Genomic DNA, 19,160 nt, shown 5'->3' on the forward strand with positions numbered 1-19,160 from the left:
CGGTCAGGGACGGACGCTGAGCAATGAGCACGAGGTGTTGCCTCCAGTGGTTTGGCGCCCGCTATGTGACGCCGTAGACACTACGAAGGGTACGGGCGATAGGGCCTACACAGACCGAACCGTCCGCCACCCAATCCGGCGAGGCGGCTTCGGGGCTGATGGTGTCCCGCGGCGTGGCGTATCCGGTCAGGAACCGTGAACGAGCGGATGTCTGCCCGTGGCGTGCATCTGCTGGTGCCGAGTGCACTTCTGGGGGGCTATGTACACCCCTCTTTCGGAGGGCAGCCCCATCCTCAGGCGCTCGCGGATCGGGTTGGCTGGTGATCGTCACCGCACAGGACCCACAGCACCGGGGGATTCGACCATGAAGATGGCGCCGTCGAGGAAGACCAGGGCCGCCGTACTGACCGCAGCGCTGCTCGTGCTGGCCGCGCCCACGGCCGCGACCGCCGCCACCGCCGGGCACCCGGCGCCGGGACGCTCCTACGGCGAGGACCAGCTCCGGCGGGACCTCGCGGCGGTACGGGAGGCCGGGGGCGGCGACGTGAACGTGCTGGCCAGGGTCGACGGACCGCACGGCGCACCGCTCATGGCGCGCATCGGCACCCGGACCGCCGGCTCCCCGGCCCCGATCCCGTGGAACGCGCATTTCAGGGTGGCGAGCACGACGAAGACGTTCGTGGCGACCGTGGTTCTGCAACTCGCGGCGGAGAAGCGGCTGTCGCTGGACGACACCGTCGAGCACTGGCTGCCGGGGGTCGTCGCGGGCCACGGCAACGACGGCGGCCGGATCACCGTCCGTGACCTGCTCCGCCAGACCAGCGGCCTGTACGACTACATCGACGACCCGGAGATCCAGGACCGGCTGATCAACCACTTCGACGAGAACCGCTACGACACCACGCCCGCGGCCGACCTGGTCGCGGTGGCGATGAAGCACCCGCCGGCCTTCGCCCCCCAGCCGGGCGGGGCCACCCGCTGGTCGTACTCCAACACCAACTACCTGCTGGCCGGGATGATCGCGGAGAAGGCCGGCGGCGCACCCTGGGACGAACTGGTCGAGCGCCGGGTGATCGCCCGGCTGGGACTGCGGGACACCTCCGTTCCCGGGCTCGATCCGCACCTGCCCGACCCGCATGTGAACGCGTATCTGACCGGCGCCGACGGCAAGCTCCTCGACGTCACCGAGCACAGTTTCCAGCACACCGCGGACTCCGGAGTGGTGAGCACCACCGCCGACCTGAACGCCTTCTTCCGGGCGCTGGCGAGCGGGAAGCTGCTGCCCGCCGCGCAGTGGCGTGAGATGCGGCAGACCGTCGAGCGGACCGACGACCCGGAGGACGTGGCGGAGCTGCCCGAAGGCACCTACGGGCTCGGGCTGCGCAGGATCCCGCTCTCCTGCGGCGGTTTCTACTACACCCACGAGGGCGACGGGGCGGGCGTCAACACCCGCCCCGCGGTGAGCGCGGACGGCAGGCGCGCGGTGACGGTCTCCCTCACCACCACGACCGCACCGCCGGACCTGGCCGCCCTCAACCGCGCCACGGGCACCCTCGTCGACCACGCCCTGTGCGCCGCCGGCCCCGCCAAGGGTTCGCCGGCGAGCTAGGCATTCTCTTCGGGTACAGCCGGCAATCGGGTACGGCAGGCAATCGGGTACGGCAGGCCTTCGCTGCGGCCGGCGTGCCCCGCCGGTCGTACCCGTTCAGACGTTCCCATGGCGTTCCGTGATCGCCGCCAGGTAGCCGCGCAGCATCAGCTTCGCCTCGTCGAGGAGGGCCGTGTCGCCCCCGGCATCACGGCGGAAGGCCTCCTGGGCCAGGGCGTCGGCGGCGAGGACGGCGGCCTGGCAGGCCAGTCCGAGCGCCTCCGTATCGCCCACGACCCCGAGCGCGAGCAGGGTCCGGCGCACCCCGTCGGCCATCCGGCGCTTGTGCTCGCGGTCCGCCTCGCGGGTCCGGTCCGTCAGGCCGTTGCCGAACCACAGGGCCCGGAAGCCGTGTTCGGCGCGGTAGAGCGCGGCGAAGCCGTCGATGAGCACGCCCACCGGGTCGTCCCAGTGCTCGGCGGCCGCGGCGCGGACCAGGCCGTCCATCACCTCTTCGAGCCGGGAGAAGTACGTCGCCGCCAGCGCGTCGATGATCGCGTCCCGGTCGGGCAGGTACTGGTACAGCGAGCCGACCGACACCTTGGCCTCCGCCGCGACCCGGGTCGTGGTCAGCGCCTGTACGCCCTCGGCGACCAGAACGCGCTCCGCGGCCTTCAGTACCCGTGCCAACCGGGCCTTGCTGCGGGCCTGCCGGGGTGTCCGGCGCAGGACGACCCCGGTCTCTTCGGCGGTCGGCTCGGTCACCCACGGCTCCTGAATCTGAACGTGACTTTGGTTCAGGTTTACGTTACCGTCGCGGCCATGACGGACTCAAGCTCCGCGCTGGTCCAGGAGCGGACCGCGGTTGCGGACGCCTGTCGCCGGCTGGGAGCGGCGGGCCTGCTCATCGGATCGGCGGGCAACGTCAGCGTGCGGGTGGGGGACCGGGTCGCGGTCACCGCGACCGGCGCGGTGCTCGCCCAACTCACCGCGGATCAGGTGACGGTGGTCGACCTCGACGGAAAGGCCGTCGCCGGGACCCTGCGACCGACCTCCGAACTCGACCTGCATCTGGGGGTCTACCGGCGCCACGGCGCCGGTGCAGTCGTCCACACGCACGCCCCGATGGCCACCGCCCTCTCCTGCGTGCTCGACGAACTGCCCTGCATCCACTACCAGTTGCTCGCCCTCGGCGGCACCGTGCGGGTCGCGCCGTACGCCACCTTCGGCACCCCGGAACTCGCCGAGTCGGTCCTCACCGCGCTCGACGGCCGCAGCGCCGCGCTCATGGCCAACCACGGGTCGGTCACCGTCGGCCCGACCCTCGACAAGGCCGTCGAGAACGCCCTGTTGCTCGAATGGGCCTGCGGTGTCTACCAGCACGCGGCGGCGATCGGAACGCCCCGCGTCCTCGACGAGCGGCAGCAACTCGCGGTGATCGAGGCCGCGATCGCACGCGACTACGGCACCACCCAATCCCTGGAGGAGGGCAAGTCATGAGGGTCGTCACGATGGGCGTGCATGTGCTGGACGTGCTGGTGCGGCCGGTGGACGCGATACCCGAGGGGCAGGGCGCCACGCTGGTCGAGGACATCAGGATGACCGCCGCAGGGACCGCCGGTGGCACCGCGCTCAGCCTGGCCAAGCTCGGTGCCACCGTGCAGAGCGCCGGGGCCATCGGCGCCGACGCGACCGGCGACATGCTCGTGCAGCTGCTGGCCAAGGCCGGAATCGACACCGGGTTCCTCGTCCGCCGCAGCGACACCGCCACCTCGGCGAGCGTGCTGCCCATCCGCCCCAACGGCGACCGGCCCTCCCTCCATCTGCTCGGCGCCAACATCACCTACGGCGTCGACGACGTGCCCTGGGACGCTCTCGCCGAGGCGGGCCATCTCCACCTCGGCGGACCGGAGTTGATCGGGGTCGAGGTCGCCGCGCGCATCCTGCACTTCGCCAAGGAGCACGGTGTGACGACCTCCGTGGACCTGCTCGCGCCCGGTGTCCTCGGGAGCTTCGAGCAGATCGCGGCGGCCTTGCCGTACGTCGACCACCTCCTCCCCAACGACGACCAGGTGCTGGGCTTCTCCGGCGAGGACGATCTGGTGTCCGGCGCGAAGAAGCTGGTCGGCGCCGGGGCCGGGCTGGTCGCGGTCACCCGCGGCGCTGACGGCGCGCTGCTGGTCACCGCGGAGGGCACCGAGGCCGTCCCCGCCTTCGAGATCGACGTGGTGGACACCACGGGCTGCGGCGACGCCTTCTCCGCCGGCTTCGTCTACGGCATCGGGCTGGGCCGCAGCCCGCAGGAGTCCGCTGTGCTCGGCAACGCCGTGGCGGCACTGGTCGCCCAGGGCCTCGGCAGCGACCACGGGGACTTCGATCTCGTGGCCGCCGACGCGTTCGCGGCGGCCGGTGTCAGGCGTGCGTGAAACGTGACGTTGGCCACGCCCGCCCCTGGTGTCCGATAGGTACCTTCCATCCCTCGAACCACTGAAATCCTGCGGATATTCACTCGTTCCAGGTGTCTGTGTTCGGGCAGGGTCCGGCAACAGCTCGGTTAATAACTGCTCGCTGGTTGGTTACCGGAGAGTGAGCGGTCCATGATGGCCCCATGACGTTGGCCTCGCGCGCTCTTGCGCAACTGGCGACCTGGCCCGACCTGATCCAGGCGGTACCGAGCTGTGGTCTGGGGCAGGCCGTGAGTTCGTCGCAGGGCGAGATCGCGCACTTCCACTCGGAGCGCGATGTGGACCTGCGTCTCACCACCCATGCCATCCGGCACTTCGCCAAGGACCTCAAGAGCACGGGGGCGATCCGCATCGTCCCGGGCTCGCAGTGGGTGACGATACGACTCGACGCCGCGAGCGACGTCGATCTGCTGCTGACCCTGGTGAGCGTCGCCCTCCAGGCCCACCAGAGCTGGCCCGACCCGGCCGACCGGCCCGTGTTCGGCTGCAACGACCAGCGGGGCGCGGGCTTCGTCAGCGCGGACACCAGCGGTATGTGACTCGGCGCGGACACCGGCGGTATGTGACTCAGCGCGGACACCGGCGGTGTCCGACAGGTTCCGCGACCGGTCACACGGTCATGACCCGGATCCCCGCCTCCTCGAACGGACGTACCGTCTCCGGCGCCGCCGCCGTGTCCGTCACCAGCGTGTCCACCAGCTCCGTCGCGCAGATCCGGGCGAACGCCCGCCCGCCCAGCTTGCTGGAGTCGGCGGCGACGATCACGCGGGTGGCGCGCTCGCACAGCAGCCGGTTGATCGCCGCCTCCGCCTCGTCATGGGCCGCGGCCCCGTGCACGACGTCGAAGGCGACCACCCCGAGCACCGCCACATCGAGGGTGATCTGACCCAGCACACCGTCCGCGAGCGGCCCGATGAGCTCGTACGACTGCGGGCGCGCCACCCCGCCCGTCACCACGATCTTGAACTGGGGGCGCACGGCCAGCTCGTTGGCGATGTTGAGCGCGTTCGTGACGACCGTCAGCGCCGGCGTGCCGGTGGCGAGATCGCCGCGCACGGCCAGGGCGCGGGCCACCTCCGTGGTGGTCGTCCCGCCGGTCAGCCCCACCGCCTCGCCCGGCGCGACCAGTTCCGCCACCGCCTTGGCGATCCGCTGCTTCTCCGAGGCCCGCCGGGCGGTCTTGTAACGCAACGGCAGCTCGTACGACACCCCGTGCACCACCGCCCCGCCCCGGGTGCGCACCAGCATCTGCTGCTCGGCGAGCTGGTCGAGGTCCCGGCGGATCGTCGCCGCCGACACCGCCAGCTCGGCCGCCGCCTCCTCGACCTCCAGCCGGCCGCGCTCGACGAGCAGCTCAAGCAGCGCCTTCCAACGGGCGTCGCGCGACATCCGCCGCCTCCGTTCCTCGATCTTCCGGCGACCCTAACCCACCTTGCCCTCGACTGAATGCTTGATTGTGCTCGAAAGCTCCCTCTATCTTGCAAGAACAATCAAATCCGGGGAGGGTGCGGCATGACGCATGTCGAGGACGAGCTGTACAGCCAGCCCGAGTGCTGGACACGTGCCGCGGAGGAGGCCGGGCGGCACGCGGGGGCGCTGCCGGCGGCGGGGGAACGGGTCGCGATCGTCGGATGCGGCACCTCGTACTTCATGGCCCAGGCGGCCGCCGTACTGCGCGAGTCGGCGGGGCAGGGCGAGACGGACGCGTTCCCCGCCTCGGAGTTCCCGCAGGGACGCTCCTACGACCGGGTGCTCGCCCTGACCCGGTCCGGCACCACCACCGAAGTACTCGAACTGCTGGAGCAGTTGAAGGGGCGCGTGCGCACCGCCGCGATCACCGCCGACCCCGACACCCCCGTGCTGCGGGCAGCCGACGACCTCGTCGTCCTGGACTTCGCGGACGAACGCTCCGTCGTCCAGACCCGGTTCGCGACCAGCGCCCTCACCCTCCTGCGCGCCCACCTCGGCCTGCACACCGACGCGGTGGTCGCCGACGCCCGCACCGCGCTCTCGACTCCCTTGCCGGCAGGGCTCGTCGAGTGCACGCAGTTCACCTTCCTGGGCCGCGGCTGGACCGTCGGACTCGCCAACGAGGCCGGACTGAAGATGCGCGAGGCCTCGCTGTCCTGGACCGAGGCCTACCCGGCGATGGAGTACCGGCACGGCCCGATCAGCATCACCACCCGCTCCACGGCCACCTGGACGCTCGGCCCGGCGCCCGCCGGACTCGCCGAACAGGTCCGCGCCACCGGGGGACTGTGGATCGAGGGCACCCTCGACCCGCTCGCCGAACTCGTCCGCGCCCAGCGCCTCGCGGTCGCCGTTGCCGCCGACCGGGGCCTCGACCCCGACCGGCCGCGCCACCTCACCCGCTCGGTGATCCTCGCCCCGTCCGGGAAGGCGTGACCGTGCCCCTCGCAGCCACCGGCGAGCTGCTGACCCGGGCCGCCGGCGCCCGGTCCGCCGTCGCCGCGTTCAACGTCATCACCCTGGAGCATGTGGAGGCCGTCGTCACCGGCGCCGAGGCGGCCGGATCGCCCGTGGTCCTCCAAGTCAGCGAGAACGCCGTCAAGTTCCGCTACGGACGGCTGCTCCCGCTCGCCCGCGCCGCCACCGCGGCCGCCGAACGCGCCCGTGTGCCCGTCGCGTTGCACCTCGACCACGTCCAGAGCGACGAACTGCTCCGGCAGGCGCCCGGGGCCGGCTTCAGCTCCGTGATGTACGACGCCTCCCGGCTGCCCTACGCCGAGAACCTCGCCGCGACCGCGGCGGCCGTCGACTGGGCGCACGCCCAAGGCCTGTGGATCGAGGCCGAGTTGGGCGAGGTCGGCGGCAAGGACGGCCGCCCGCCGGTGGACGCGCACGCGCCCGGTGCCCGCACCGATCCCGGGGAGGCGCGGGCCTTCGTCGCCGGCACGGGGGTCGACGCGCTGGCCGTGGCGATCGGCAGCGCGCACGCCATGACCACCCGCACCGCGGCCCTCGACCACGACCTGCTCACCCGCCTGTCCGCCGCCGTGCCCGTACCGCTCGTCCTGCACGGCTCCTCCGGAGTCCCGGACGACGGCCTGGTCGCCGCGGTCGCCGGCGGCATCGCCAAGGTCAACGTCGGCACGGCGCTCAACATGGCGATGACCGCCGCGATCCGGCGCTTCCTCGCGGACCACCCCGAGGCGGTCGACTCCCGCAAGTACCTCAGCGTCGGCAGGGAGGCGATGGCCCGGGAGGTCACGAGGATCATCGGCGTCCTGGGCACTACCCCCGCTTGACCGCCTTCAGCACCACGAACTTCGGGTCGCTCGCCACCAGTTGGCTGTTGCCGAACAGCCGGCGCAGCTTCACGTGATAGCCCAGGTGGCGGTTGCCCACCACCCACAGCTCGCCGCCCGGCCGCAGCGCCTGCTTCGCCCCGGTGAACATCCGCCACGCCGTCGCGTCGGTGGTCGCCTGGTGGGAGTGGAACGGCGGGTTGTTCAGCACCACGTCCACGCTCCCGGCCGCCACCCCGGCCAGCCCGTCCCCGACCCGGAACTCGGCGTGCCCGGGGACCCCGTTGGCCTTGTAGGTGGCCTCCGCCGAGGCCACCGCCTGGAACGACTCGTCGACGAACAGCACCTCGGCCGTCGGATCGGCCAGCGCCACCGCCGTTCCGACGACCCCGTTGCCGCACCCGAGGTCCACGATCCGGCGCCCGCCCCTGGGCAGATGGCTGAGGAAGAACCGGGTACCGATGTCGAGCCGGTCGGCGCAGAAGACCCCCGCGTGATTGACGACCGTACGCCCGGAGACCGTGCCGATCCCGTCCGGGAGCTCGTAGCTGTACGGCCACGGATTCACCGGCCGCCGAAGCGACGGGTCCGGGACGCAGTGGATCAGCCGCGCCTTCTGCTCGGCCAGCGAGGTGCGGGTCGGGCCGAGGATCCGCTCGAACAGCCGCAGCGTCGACGTATGGATCTCCTTCACCATGCCGGTGCCGATCACGACCGTGTCCGCGTGCACGGCGGGCGCCAGCCTGAGCAGCTGGTCCTCCAGCAGCGCCAGGCTCTTCGGCACCCGCACCAGCAGCACGTCCACCCGCTCCGGCGGCGGGTCCTGGGTGGTGAGCAGCCGCACCGCACCCGTCTCGACACCCGCGCGCGCCAGGTTCGCCCGGGTCGCCTCCTGGCTCAGGTACGAGTCGGTGATCTGCGTCGGCCGGTGTTCCGCCAGCGCGGTGGCCAGCGCGCCCCAGCGGTCGCCGAGGACCACGACCGTGCCGGACAGCCCGGTCCGTTCCTCGGCCAGATGCCTCAGCAGATACGCGTCGGAGGCGTCCCAGGCACGCAGCCGGTCGCTCGGATCCTCGGGGAAGCGGGACAGCTCGTACTCGCCCCACGCAGTCGTCATACGGTCGCTCATCGTGCGTCCAGGCTAGCGGAGCCGCAGCTCAGACCCGGTCGGGCAGGATGGGGGGCATGGAGGACGAGTTGTTCCCGAGGGCGTGCGCCCAGGTCGCGCCGGGCGCCGTGCACGTCCCCGACTGGCTGAGCGCGGGGCAGCAGCGTGAGCTGCTGGACGCCTGCCGGGAGTGGGCCCGGCCGCCCGCCGGACTGCGCACGGTCCGCACTCCGCAGGGCGGCACCATGTCCGCCCGCCAGGTCTGCCTGGGCTGGCACTGGTACCCGTACGCCTACGCCCGCACCGTCGTCGACGGCGACCGCGGCCCCGTCAAGCCCTTCCCGGCCTGGCTCGACGAACTGGCCGGGCGCGCGGTGACCGACGCGCTGGGCCCACCGGCGGTGGGCGGATTGTCGTACGACGTCGCACTGATCAATTTCTACGACGCCGACGCGAGGATGGGCATGCACCGGGACGCCGACGAGAGGTCGGACGCGCCGGTGGTGTCGCTGAGCCTGGGGGACACCTGCGTGTTCCGCTTCGGGAACACCGAGACCAGGACGAAGCCGTACACGGACGTCGAACTCCGCTCGGGCGACCTGTTCGTGTTCGGGGGTGAGTCGCGGCTCGCCTATCACGGAGTGCCGAGGGTGTACCCGGGCACGGGACCGACGGAGCTGGGCCTGACCGGCCGCCTGAACGTCACGCTGAGGGTCAGTGGACTGTGACGTACCCCAGCTGAAGCGCCCCCGAAGGGGCGCGGGGCTGTGTCGGCATGCGACTCCGCCGCGTGGGCGCGATCAGCCACCACGCACCGGCACCGTTCAAGACAACGGATCATGGCAGACTCCCTCTCATGAGCGGCAAGGCGGCCCCCGGTTCGACGGGGAACGGAACCTCGAAACCCCGGTTGGACCGAGGACGCGGCGCACTCGGCCCCGCACTGGAACTCGTGCACACCGGCCGCGCCCCCACCCGCGCCGTCCTCACCGCGGAACTCGGCGTCACCCGGGCCACGGCCGGCGCCGTCGCCGCCGAGCTGGAGGCGCTCGGCCTGATCAGGGTCGACGCGCACCCGGGCGCCGCGGCCGGTTCGCAGGGCCGCCCCTCGCACCGCCTCGAGGTCGCCGAGCACGGTCCCGTCGCCCTCGCCGCACAGGTCCACGCCGACGGCTTCCGTGCCGCGCTGGTCGGCCTGGGCGGCCGGATCGTGGCTACCGCCCCCGGCTGCGAGGCCGTCGACGCCGACCCGGCGAAGGTGCTCGGCTCGGTCGTGGAAGCGGGCGCCGACCTGCTCCACACCACCGGCCTGCGCTGTGTCGGCGCCGGTCTCGCCGTACCGTCCGCCGTCGCCGAACCGGAGGGCCTCGCCCTCAACCCCCTCCACCTGGCCTGGCCGGTGGGCGCGCCGGTGCGCCGGATCTTCGCGGAGTGCGTGCGCGCGGCCGGGATCACCGGCCCGGCCTTCGCGGGCAACGACGTGAACCTCGCCGCGCTCGCCGAGCACCGGCACGGCGCGGGCCGGGGCGCCCGCGATCTGCTGTGCGTGGCCACCGGGCACCGGGGCGTCGGCGGCGCGCTGGTCCTCGACGGCCGTCTGCACACGGGGAGTTCGGGACTGGCCCTGGAGGTCGGCCACCTCACGGTCAACCCCGAGGGCCGCCCCTGCCACTGCGGCAGCCGGGGCTGCCTGGACGTCGAGGCGGATCCGCTGGCGCTGCTCATCGAGGCGGGCCGCGCCCCCGGCCCCGAGGTGTCGCTGCTCCGGCAGGCCGAGGACCTGGTCCGCGACCACTACACCGATCCGACCGTGCGCAGGGCCGCCGAAGCCCTGATCGACCGCCTCGGCCAGGGCCTGGCCGGCCTGGTCAACATTCTGAACCCCGACCGCATCATCCTCGGCGGTCTGCACCGCACCCTGCTGGACGCCGACCCCGAGCGGCTGCGTGCCGTCGTCGCCGACCGCAGCCTGTGGGGCCAGAGCGGTGGCGTACCGATCCTGCCGTGCACGCTGAGCCACAACAGCCTGGTGGGGGCCGCCGAGTTGGCGTGGCAGCCGGTGCTGGACGATCCGCTGGGGGCGTTGCAGTGACGGCCTACCACTGAGCCGTGAGGCTCCACAGCGCCGCCACCAGGGGCTGCCGCAGATCGGACCGCCGCACGCACAACCCGATCGGGAACCGCTCCGGCGCCGGAGCGGCCGGGACCACCGCCAGCCGGTCCCGCACCGCGCTGTGGTCCAGCACCAGCCGCGGCACCACACCCGTGCCGCAGCCCAGGGCGACCAGCGCCAACAGGGCTTCGTGACCCTCCGGTTCGGAGGCGATGTGCGCGGGGCCGCCCCGCGCGCGGAACCAGCGGTCGGCCGCCTCGCGCACCAGGCCGCGGTGCGGCAGGACGAACGGGCCGTCGAGGCCCGGATCCGGGCGGTCGCGTGCGGTGACCAGAACCAGGTCGGTGACCGTGACCGTGCGGCTGACCAGCGGTTCCGGCAGCCGCGCCGGGATCCCGGCGACGGCCACGTCGGCCTCGCCCTCGTCGAGCCGGGCCAGCGCGGCCGCCGCGTCCCCGGTGCGCAGATCGAGCCGCACCTGGGGATGTGCGGTCCGGAACGGCGCCAACAGATCGGGCAGCAGGGCCTGGCAGGCGGTTACGGTGGCGAACACCGTGAGCCTGCCGATGAGTTCGGCCGGGTCGGGGTGCTCGTCGCGGTAGGCCTGCCACAACTCCAGCGCCCGTGCGGCGTATTCACGGAAACGGTGGCCCTCCGCGGTCAGCGACACCCCGCGCGGGCCCCGTTCGAACAGCCGGTGGCCCAGATCGGCCTCCAGCCGCTGCACGGTCCTGGTGAGTGTCGCCGGGCTGACATGGCAGTCCAGGCTGGTCCGCCCGAAGTTCAGCGAGTGCGTCAGATGGAGGAAGAGCCGCAGCTCACGGTGATCGTCCCGCACGCCTGTGACCAGGTCCTTTCATGATCCGCAACGGTACGCTGCGAAACTTGCGCTTGCCGCAATGCTCGCCGGGACCCTACAACTCGACCATGACCCTGACGAACACCTACACCTCCCGTGTCTTCGCACTCGAAACCATGGACGTGCCCGGCGGCACGGAGACCATCCTGCGCGGCGGCCGGCACCTCTTCCCCTTGCTTCCCCAGGCGTTCGCCGGGGTCGGCAGGATCGGCGTACTCGGCTGGGGCCCCCAGGGCCGTGCCCAGGCGCGCAATCTGCGTGACTCCCTCGCCGGGACGGACATCACGGTCGCGGTGGGGCTGCGCCCCGGCTCCGCTTCGGCCGCCGACGCCCGCGCGCACGGTTTCACCGAGGAGAACGGCACCCTCGGCGACTGGCTCGCCGTCGCCGCCGACAGCGACCTGCTCCTGCTGCTGATCGCCGACGCGGCACTCGCCGCCCACCACGAGGAGATCTTCGCCGTGCTCAAGCCCGGCGCGGTGATCGGGCTCTCGCACGGCTTCCTGCTCGGCCATCTGCGCGAGACCGGCGGCGACTTCCCCGACGGGCACGGCGTGATCGCCGTCTGTCCGAAGGGTATGGGCGACTCCGTGCGCCGCCTCTACGAACAGGGCGCCGAGATCAACGGGGCCGGGATCAACAGCAGTTTCGCCGTACACGCCGACCCGGACGGCCGGGCCACCGACCTCGCCCTCGGCTGGTCGGTCGCGCTCGGAGCGCCGTACACCTTCCGCACCACGCTGGCCAGCGAGTACCGCTCCGACATCGTCGGCGAACGCGCCATCCTGCTCGGTGCCGTGCACGGCATCGTGGAGAGCCTGTACAGCCACTACCGGCTGGCCGGGGACGACGAGGTGACGGCCTACGAGCGGTCCTGCGAGAACGTGACCGGGCCGATCGCCCGGACGATCTCCCGGGCCGGGCTCCGGGCCGTCCGTGAGGACCTCGACGCCGCCGGGCGCGAGGTCTTCGACCGCGCGTACACGGCGACCTACGGGCCGGCCCGTGAACTCGTCGCCGAGATCTACGACGAGGTGGCCGACGGCACCGAGCTGCGCAGCGTCATCCTGGCCGAACGGCGGCTCGGGAAGCGGGAGATGAGCCGGATCGGCGGTTCGCCGATGTGGGCGGCGGGGGAGCGGGTCCGCGCCCGGCGGGGCGAACGGGAGCTGTCCGTCGAGCCGTTCACCGCCGGTGTGTTCGTCGCCACGATGATGGCGCAGATCGACGAGTTCGCCGAGCGCGGTCACCCCTGGTCCGAGATCGTCAACGAGTCCGTCATCGAGGCGGTCGACTCGCTGCTGCCCTACATGCACGCCCGGGACGTGGCGTACATGGTCGACAACTGCTCCCGCACGGCTCGCCTCGGCACCCGCCGCTGGGGCCCCCGCTTCCAGGCGTCCTTCGAGCAGATCGCCTACCCGAACGCCGAACTCTCCGCCGACCAGAATTTGTTGACCACGTTCGACACCCATCCGGCTCACGAGGCCCTGTCCGCCGCCGCGAAACTCCGGCCGTCGGTCGACATCTCGGTGGGCTGAGCAGGGCTGGTGAGGTCCGCTGCGGTTCGGCCGTGCCGCGAAGGGGCGCTGGGGGTGCCCCCGGCCGAAGGCTGGGGGAGGGACCGCGCGACCGGCTACGACGGTGCCGCGGTCGGGTGGCGGCCGAGCGCGGCGCTTCCGGCGGAGCGCTCAGCGCCAGTCGACGGCGAAGGCCCGGGCCGGGTTGTCGACGAGGATCCGGCGTACCTGCTCCGCACCCAGCTCCTCCTCCAGCCGCGGCCGTGTCCGCCGCAGCAGGTACGGCATCCCGGGCCCGCCGTCCACCGACCGCGCCCCCGCCACCACGGTGTCCCCGCCGAGCAGCAGCCGGTCTCCGAAGCCGGCCTCGGCCAGGGCCCGGACGGCCTCCGGCATCCGCCAGTCGGTGGCGTGGTTGGCGCGGGACGGCCCGTCGAAGGCGAGCCAGCAGCCGGAGGCGGCGGCCTGCAGCTGGACGAGGAGGTCGGGGGAGCGGTTGAGGTGGCCGAGGATCACCCGGTCGCCGGGCACGTCCAACTCCCCGCACAGCAGGTCCAGTACGTCGAGCGCGCCGGTGCCCAGCTCCAGGTGCACGGCGATCGGCGCGCCCGTCGCGTGGTGGGCCTCGGCCGCCGCCGTCATCGTCCGGCGGGCGTGTGCGTCGAGGGCGTGGAAACCGGCCGCCACCTTGATCAGACCGGCGCGCACCCCGGATGAACCGATGCCCTCGGTCAGCTCGGCGACGAAGACGTCGGCGAGCCGTCCGTCCAGCTCGTCGAGCAACTCCGGCGGGTAATGGGCCGCTTGGTGCAGTCCCGTCGCGCAGACCAGACGCACCCCGGTGGTACGGGACAGCAGGGGCAGGTCGGCGGCCCGCCGGCCCATCCCGTACGGCGTCCACTGCACGACGCTCGCCCCGCCCGCCGCGCGGAACGCCGACAGCTCCGCCCGCGCGGCGGTCGCGTCGTCCAGCTCCTGGCCCGGGAGCCTCGGACTGCGGAGGAAGAGGTGGTCGTGGGCGTCGCACACGCCCAGGTCCTCGGGCCGCACGTCGCCGAGGACCGTACGGACGGTGCTCACCACTGCCGCCCCCGCGGCAGCCGGTCCCGGCCGGGCTCCGACAGGTGCAGCACCTGGAAGACGTCCCCCTCGGCCTTCGGGGCGTCATGTGCCCAGAGCGAGAAGTGGACCAGCTCCCAGCGGGCCGTGTCCACGGCCGCCACCGCCAGCACGGCGCCGTCCTCGCCCGCGACCCGCCGGGTCTCCCGCACCGCGTCCGCCATCAGCCCGGACAGCTCGGCCCCGGTCGGCACCGGCTCCCGCCGCCGGACCGCGAAGGCCGCACGCGCACCGGCCGCGCCGCCCTCCTCGTACGCAAGACCCGACCACTGCCGTGCCTCGGGCCGCCCGAAGTCGTTCACGAGCCCCTGGAAGGCGCCTCCCCACAGGAAGCGGTTCATGCCCTCCACGGTGTTCCAGAGGTAGAAGGGCGCGTACTGGTTGACCGGCGAGCCGTGCACACCGCGCTCGCGCACCAGGTACGTCTTGAAGCCGAGGCCGTCCCAGTCGTCGAGCAGATGCCCGACGCGGGCCACCCGGTCAAGGACGATGCCCATGTCGTAGTCGGCGGGCAGGGTCAGTTCGTACTGCAGGGCGTGCATGGCGGAAGCCTCTCTTCAGCGCTCGGGCCGTGGGGTGGTCGGCGGCGGACACGTCCGCGGGTACGTCAGCTCCTCAGCAGCGACAGCAGTCCGCGCACGCCGGCGTCGAACGCGGCGGGTGAGCCGGAGGCACGGGCGAGGACGTACCCGCCCTGCACGGTCGCGAGGACCGTCGCCGCGATCTCCTCGCCGTCCACCCACGGTGCGAACTGCCCCTGCTCCTTGCCCTCTTCGACGATCCCGGCGATCAACTCCCGGATCCGGTCGAGGGTCTCGTCGACGGGTGCCCGCAGTTCGTCGCTCGCGACGATGTCCGGGTCCATGGTCAGCCGCCCGACCGGGCAGCCGCGCAGCACATCGCGCTCGCGCCGCAGATACGCCTCGATCCGCTCGTACGGCGTGCCCGGCCCGGTGAGTACTCCCTCCGCGGTGGCCAGCAACTCCTCGGCGGTCCGCCGGATCGCGGCCAGGGCCAGATCCGGCTTGCCCTTGAAGTGGTGGTACATGCTGCCCTGGCCGGCCCCGGCGCGCTCCAGGATGGCCTTGGGGCTCGTGCCGACGTACCCGCGCTCCCAGAGCAGCTCACGGGTGGACTCGATCAGACGCTCCGACGTGCTCATACGGTCACTGTACATACTAGTAGTTACAGAACGCCAGCTTCTGGCGGGAGCAGCCCCGTCCCCACCGCGTACTCCCCGGGAGGTACGGCGACTGCCGCCGGCCGCACGACGACCCGGACCCCTCTCCGGAGCCAGTCTCGATGCGACACACCGAGACTTTCCGGCAAGGGAGTTGCCCCGAGATGGAGACCCTGGCGAACTGGGACGGCGGGCCGGGCCCGTGGATCCTGTTCTTCCCGCTGATCTGGGCGGCCGTCGTGATCTGCGTCGTCACCGTCCTGCGCCGCACCGCGGGGCGCGGGCGCGGCGGCCCCTGGCGCCCGATGGACGCCGCACGCCCGGCCGGCGACTCGCCGCTCGCCGTCCTCGGCCGGCGCTTCGCCTCCGGCGAGATCGACGAGGACGAGTACTGGCGGCGGCTGTCCGTCCTGGAGGAGCAGTTCGGCCGCATCGGCAAGGGCGGCGCGGCATGACCACGACCACCGAGGTGCGGGCCGCGGCCCGCGTCGTGGGCGCCGTGAAGACCTACGGCACCGGCGACACCGCCGTACGCGCCCTGGACGGCGTGGACGTGGCGTTCCCGGCAGGACGCTTCACCGCCATCATGGGCCCGTCGGGCTCCGGCAAGTCCACCCTGATGCACTGCGCGGCCGGCCTCGACACCCTCACCTCGGGCACCGCCTGGATCGGCGACACCGAACTGGGTTCGCTCGACGACCGGCGGCTGACCCTGCTGCGCCGCGACCGGATCGGCTTCGTCTTCCAGGCGTTCAACCTGGTGCCGACGCTGACCGTCGCGGAGAACATCACCCTGCCGCTGGACCTGGCCGGTGGGCGCGGCGACCCGGAGTGGATCGACGCGCTCGTCGAGGTCGTCGGGCTGCGCGACCGGCTGCACCACCGCCCCTCCGAACTCTCCGGAGGCCAGCAGCAACGCGTCGCCGTGGCAAGGGCGTTCGCCGGCCGTCCGGAGGTCGTCTTCGCCGACGAACCCACCGGCAACCTCGACTCCCGCTCCGGCGCCGAGGTCCTCGGCCTGCTCGGCGACGCGGTACGGCGGACGGGCCGCACGGTCGTCATGGTCACCCATGACCCGGTGGCCGCCGCCCACGCCGACGAGGTCGTCTTCCTCGCCGACGGACGCCTGGTCGACCGCATGGAGTCCCCGACCGCCGACACCGTCCTGGACCGGATGAAGGCCCTCGAGGTGCGGTCATGAACGCGTCCGTACGACTGAGTCTGTCCTCGCTGCGCGCCCACCGCCGCCGGTTCGCCGGCACCTTCCTCGCCATCTTCCTCGGCGTCGCCTTCCTGGCCGGCACCCTGGTCATGGGCGACACCCTGCGCGCGAGTTTCGACTCGATGTTCGGCGAAGCCACCAGCGGCACGGACGCCGTGGTGCGCGGCGCCGACGCCATCACCACACCGGGCGAGGCCCAGGGCGTACGACAGCCCGTGCCCACCTCCCTGGTGCGGACCGTCGAGCAGGTGCCCGGCGTCGCGGCCGCCGCCCCGGACATCCAGGGCGCCGGCCAACTGATCGGCGCCGACGGCGAACCCATCGGCGGCAAGGGCCCACCCACCCTGGCCGGCAACTGGATCACCGACCCGCGACTCAACTCCTACCGGATCGCCGAGGGCCGTGCCCCCGCCCGGTCCGGGGAGGTCGTCGTCAACCGAGGTGCCGCGAAGAAGGGCGACCTGAAGATCGGCGACACGACCGTCCTGCGCACCCCCGACCCGGTCGAGGTGACCGTCGTTGGCCTCGCGACCTTCGGCGGTGAGGACGGCATGGCCCAGGTGACCTTCACCGGCATGACACGGGCCGACGCCGAGAAGTACCTCACCGCCAAGCCCGGCGAGGCGGCGGGCATCCTGGTACGGGCCGGACCCGGGGTCGGACAGCAGGAACTGGTCGACCGGCTGACTCCCGTGCTGCCCGAGGGAGTCGAGGCGATCACCGGCCAGGAGTCGGCCCAGGAGAACACCGACATGATCTCCAGCCGGTTCCTGACCGTCTTCACGACCCTCCTGCTCGTCTTCTCCGGAATCGCCCTGCTGGTCGCGACCTTCTCCATCCACAACACCTTCGCCATCGTCGTCGCCCAGCGCACCCGGGAGAACGCCCTGTTGCGTGCCCTCGGTGCCTCCCGCCGCCAGGTGACCGCGGCGACCCTGACAGAGGCGAGCGCCGTGGCCGTCATGGCGTCGGCCGCCGGGCTCGCGGGCGGCATCGGGATCGCCGCCGGGCTGCAGGCGCTCTTCCCGGCGATCGGATTCCCCTTCCCCGACGGCGACCTGGTGGTCAAGGCGCTCTCGATGGCCCTCCCGCTCGCGGTCGGCGTCGTCGTCTGCCTCGGCTCCGCGCTGCTGCCCGCCGTACGCGCCGGCCGCACCGCCCCGCTGGCCGCCCTGCGCGAGACCGCCGTCGACGCCTCGGGCACGTCCGGCCTCCGTGCGGCCGTCGGAGCCGGCCTCGGCGCCCTGGCCGTCGCCCTCGCCCTCACCGGCGTCCTGGTCTCCCCGTCCGTCTGGCTCGCGGGGCTCGGCGCGCTGCTGGCCCTGGTCTCCTTCGTCATCCTGGGCCCGGTCGCCGCCACCACGGCCGTACGGCTGCTCGGCGGCCCTCTCGGCCGGCTGCGCGGAGTGACCGGCGCCCTGGCCCGCCGCAACGCGCTGCGCAGTCCCAAGCGGACCGCCGCCACCGCGAGCGCGCTGATGATCGGTGTGGCCGTCGTCTCGCTGTTCACCGTGTTCGGCGCGTCCCTGAAGGCGACCATGGACCAGACCGTCTCCCGGTCCTTCGCCGGCGACCTCGCCGTCAGCAACCCGTCCTTCGGCGCGGGCGGCAGCGGACTCAGCCCCCGCCTGGCCCCGGTGCTCCAGCGGCTCCCGGAGGTGGACACCGCCGTCGGACTCGGCCGCGGGGTCGCCGAAGTGGACGGCAGGGGACGGGCACTGACGGTCACCGACCCCGCCGCCCTCGCCCGCACCTTCGACCTCGGCACCGTCCAGGGCTCACTCACCCGGCTCGGCGCCGACGGCATCGCCGTCACCCGGACGGAGGCCGACCGGCAGCACCTGCACACCGGTGACACCGCCCGGCTCACCTTCACCGACGGCAAGGAGCAGGACTTCACCGTCCGCGCGGTCTACGGGCAGTCCGAACTCGCCGGTGACTACGTCATCACCCGTGCCGCCTGGGCCCCGCACCGCATCCAGGACTCCGACACCCTGGTGGCCGTCACCCTCAGGCCCGGGGTGAGCGCGGCCACGGGCAGGGCGGCGGTGACGAAGGCGGCCGCACGGTACGGCAACCCGCAGGTGCAGACCCGGGACGAGTACGCGCGGTCCTCGGCCGGTGGGATCGACATGATGCTCACCCTGGTCTACGCGCTGCTCGCACTCGCCGTCCTCATCGCCCTGCTCGGCATCGCCAACACGCTGACCCTCGCGATCCACGAACGCACCCGGGAACTTGGCCTGTTGCGGGCCGTCGGCCAGACCCGCCGCCAACTGCGGGCCATGGTCCGCTGGGAGTCGGTCCTGGTCGCCGCCTTCGGCACGGCCGGCGGCCTCGGCCTCGGCGCCTTCCTCGGCTGGGTCCTGGTGAGGGCCTCGGACGGCACGAGCGACACGGCGTTCGCCTTCGCCGTCCCGCCCGCCCGACTGGTCGTCGTGGCGCTGGTGGGCGTGGCGGCGGGCGCCCTGGCGGGCCTGCGCCCGGCCCGGCGGGCGGCCCGCCTGGACGTGCTGCGGGCCATCGCCGTGGAGTAGCGCCCGGGAAGGAAACTCACCGCCCGCTCAACTGGCGACAGCCGAGCGGGCGGGAGCACGTGGGGTGTCAGGGGCACCGGCGGTCGCGGGTACGGCAGCGGGGTGACTGGCGGTCGCGGGTACGGCCGCGGAGGCGCCGGCGGTCGCGGGTACGACGGCGGCGGCCCCGGCGGGCATGAG

19 protein-coding genes are annotated in these 19,160 nt (G+C 72.8%); 12 read left to right on the plus strand and 7 right to left on the minus strand.

Features of this window, described 5'->3' with window-relative positions; genetic code table 11:
• Positions 1-364 precede the first annotated feature (364 nt).
• Positions 365-1,609, plus strand: coding sequence for a serine hydrolase domain-containing protein (locus ACZ5K7_RS46310; protein WP_468924295.1), 1,245 nt, complete (start codon positions 365-367; stop codon positions 1,607-1,609).
• A gap of 96 nt (positions 1,610-1,705) precedes the next feature.
• Here the strand turns inward: ACZ5K7_RS46310 and ACZ5K7_RS46315 are convergent, their stop codons facing one another.
• Positions 1,706-2,353, minus strand: coding sequence for a TetR/AcrR family transcriptional regulator (locus tag ACZ5K7_RS46315; protein ID WP_351712918.1), 648 nt, complete (start codon positions 2,351-2,353; stop codon positions 1,706-1,708).
• A 57-nt stretch (positions 2,354-2,410) separates the two neighbouring features.
• On the opposite strand from ACZ5K7_RS46315, the gene ACZ5K7_RS46320 reads away from it, so the two are divergent.
• The 3 genes from ACZ5K7_RS46320 to ACZ5K7_RS46330 all read left to right on the plus strand — a co-directional run bounded on the left by ACZ5K7_RS46320 (position 2,411) and on the right by ACZ5K7_RS46330 (position 4,592).
• Complete coding sequence (locus ACZ5K7_RS46320) at positions 2,411-3,088, plus strand: class II aldolase/adducin family protein (RefSeq protein ID WP_468924298.1); 678 nt, start codon at positions 2,411-2,413, stop codon at positions 3,086-3,088.
• Positions 3,085-4,014 carry a carbohydrate kinase family protein gene (locus tag ACZ5K7_RS46325; protein ID WP_351712914.1) on the plus strand — a complete coding sequence of 310 codons (930 nt, stop codon included), beginning with the start codon at positions 3,085-3,087 and terminating at the stop codon, positions 4,012-4,014. The genes ACZ5K7_RS46320 and ACZ5K7_RS46325 overlap by 4 nt, the downstream gene beginning before the upstream one ends.
• Before the next feature lie 182 nt (positions 4,015-4,196).
• Complete coding sequence (locus ACZ5K7_RS46330; protein ID WP_351712912.1) at positions 4,197-4,592, plus strand: luciferase domain-containing protein; 396 nt, start codon at positions 4,197-4,199, stop codon at positions 4,590-4,592.
• Positions 4,593-4,662: 70 nt separating this feature from the next.
• Here the strand turns inward: ACZ5K7_RS46330 and ACZ5K7_RS46335 are convergent, their stop codons facing one another.
• Positions 4,663-5,442 (minus strand): DeoR/GlpR family DNA-binding transcription regulator, encoded by a 780-nt coding sequence (locus ACZ5K7_RS46335; RefSeq protein WP_351712910.1) that lies wholly within the window; start codon positions 5,440-5,442, stop codon positions 4,663-4,665.
• 123 nt (positions 5,443-5,565) lie between these two features.
• Here ACZ5K7_RS46335 and ACZ5K7_RS46340 point away from each other — a divergent pair, with 123 nt between their 5' ends.
• A complete protein-coding gene (locus ACZ5K7_RS46340; RefSeq protein ID WP_468924303.1) occupies positions 5,566-6,459 on the plus strand; it encodes an SIS domain-containing protein in 894 nt (297 codons plus the stop codon).
• A gap of 2 nt (positions 6,460-6,461) precedes the next feature.
• Positions 6,462-7,322 (plus strand): class II fructose-bisphosphate aldolase, encoded by an 861-nt coding sequence (locus tag ACZ5K7_RS46345; protein WP_468924306.1) that lies wholly within the window; start codon positions 6,462-6,464, stop codon positions 7,320-7,322.
• Here the strand turns inward: ACZ5K7_RS46345 and ACZ5K7_RS46350 are convergent.
• The gene (locus tag ACZ5K7_RS46350; protein ID WP_351712904.1) at positions 7,309-8,439 is read right to left on the minus strand and encodes a methyltransferase; all 1,131 of its coding nucleotides are present in this window, start codon (positions 8,437-8,439) and stop codon (positions 7,309-7,311) included. The genes ACZ5K7_RS46345 and ACZ5K7_RS46350 overlap by 14 nt on opposite strands.
• Before the next feature lie 68 nt (positions 8,440-8,507).
• Here ACZ5K7_RS46350 and ACZ5K7_RS46355 point away from each other — a divergent pair, with 68 nt between their 5' ends.
• Positions 8,508-9,158 carry an alpha-ketoglutarate-dependent dioxygenase AlkB family protein gene (locus ACZ5K7_RS46355; protein ID WP_450973686.1) on the plus strand — a complete coding sequence of 217 codons (651 nt, stop codon included), beginning with the start codon at positions 8,508-8,510 and terminating at the stop codon, positions 9,156-9,158.
• A gap of 128 nt (positions 9,159-9,286) precedes the next feature.
• On the plus strand, positions 9,287-10,522 hold the full coding sequence (locus ACZ5K7_RS46360; RefSeq protein WP_351712900.1) for an ROK family protein: 1,236 nt from the start codon (positions 9,287-9,289) through the stop codon (positions 10,520-10,522).
• A gap of 4 nt (positions 10,523-10,526) precedes the next feature.
• Here the strand turns inward: ACZ5K7_RS46360 and ilvY are convergent, their stop codons facing one another.
• Positions 10,527-11,381, minus strand: coding sequence for an HTH-type transcriptional activator IlvY (gene ilvY / locus ACZ5K7_RS46365; protein WP_450973685.1), 855 nt, complete (start codon positions 11,379-11,381; stop codon positions 10,527-10,529).
• Positions 11,382-11,470: 89 nt separating this feature from the next.
• Here ilvY and ACZ5K7_RS46370 point away from each other — a divergent pair, with 89 nt between their 5' ends.
• Positions 11,471-12,943 carry a ketol-acid reductoisomerase gene (locus ACZ5K7_RS46370; protein ID WP_468924311.1) on the plus strand — a complete coding sequence of 491 codons (1,473 nt, stop codon included), beginning with the start codon at positions 11,471-11,473 and terminating at the stop codon, positions 12,941-12,943.
• Between the two features lie 150 nt (positions 12,944-13,093).
• On the opposite strand, the gene ACZ5K7_RS46375 is transcribed toward ACZ5K7_RS46370, so the two are convergent.
• The 3 genes from ACZ5K7_RS46375 to ACZ5K7_RS46385 form a co-directional block, all read right to left on the minus strand.
• On the minus strand, positions 13,094-14,002 hold the full coding sequence (locus ACZ5K7_RS46375) for a phosphotriesterase family protein (RefSeq protein ID WP_468924314.1): 909 nt from the start codon (positions 14,000-14,002) through the stop codon (positions 13,094-13,096).
• Complete coding sequence (locus ACZ5K7_RS46380; protein ID WP_468924317.1) at positions 13,999-14,583, minus strand: DUF4865 family protein; 585 nt, start codon at positions 14,581-14,583, stop codon at positions 13,999-14,001. Before ACZ5K7_RS46380 ends, ACZ5K7_RS46375 begins: the two co-directional genes overlap by 4 nt.
• A gap of 65 nt (positions 14,584-14,648) precedes the next feature.
• Positions 14,649-15,203, minus strand: coding sequence for a TetR/AcrR family transcriptional regulator (locus ACZ5K7_RS46385; RefSeq protein ID WP_468924320.1), 555 nt, complete (start codon positions 15,201-15,203; stop codon positions 14,649-14,651).
• A gap of 182 nt (positions 15,204-15,385) precedes the next feature.
• On the opposite strand from ACZ5K7_RS46385, the gene ACZ5K7_RS46390 reads away from it, so the two are divergent.
• From ACZ5K7_RS46390 to ACZ5K7_RS46400, 3 genes are read left to right on the plus strand one after another with little or no spacing between them, the layout of a single operon-like run.
• On the plus strand, positions 15,386-15,676 hold the full coding sequence (locus tag ACZ5K7_RS46390; protein WP_351712888.1) for an SHOCT domain-containing protein: 291 nt from the start codon (positions 15,386-15,388) through the stop codon (positions 15,674-15,676).
• Complete coding sequence (locus ACZ5K7_RS46395; RefSeq protein ID WP_351712886.1) at positions 15,673-16,422, plus strand: ABC transporter ATP-binding protein; 750 nt, start codon at positions 15,673-15,675, stop codon at positions 16,420-16,422. The genes ACZ5K7_RS46390 and ACZ5K7_RS46395 overlap by 4 nt, the downstream gene beginning before the upstream one ends.
• Positions 16,419-18,980, plus strand: a complete 2,562-nt coding sequence (locus tag ACZ5K7_RS46400) for an ABC transporter permease (protein ID WP_468924324.1) — start codon at positions 16,419-16,421, stop codon at positions 18,978-18,980. The genes ACZ5K7_RS46395 and ACZ5K7_RS46400 overlap by 4 nt, the downstream gene beginning before the upstream one ends.
• Positions 18,981-19,160 lie beyond the last annotated feature (180 nt).

Source organism: Streptomyces sp. NPDC031497 (assembly GCF_055580905.1).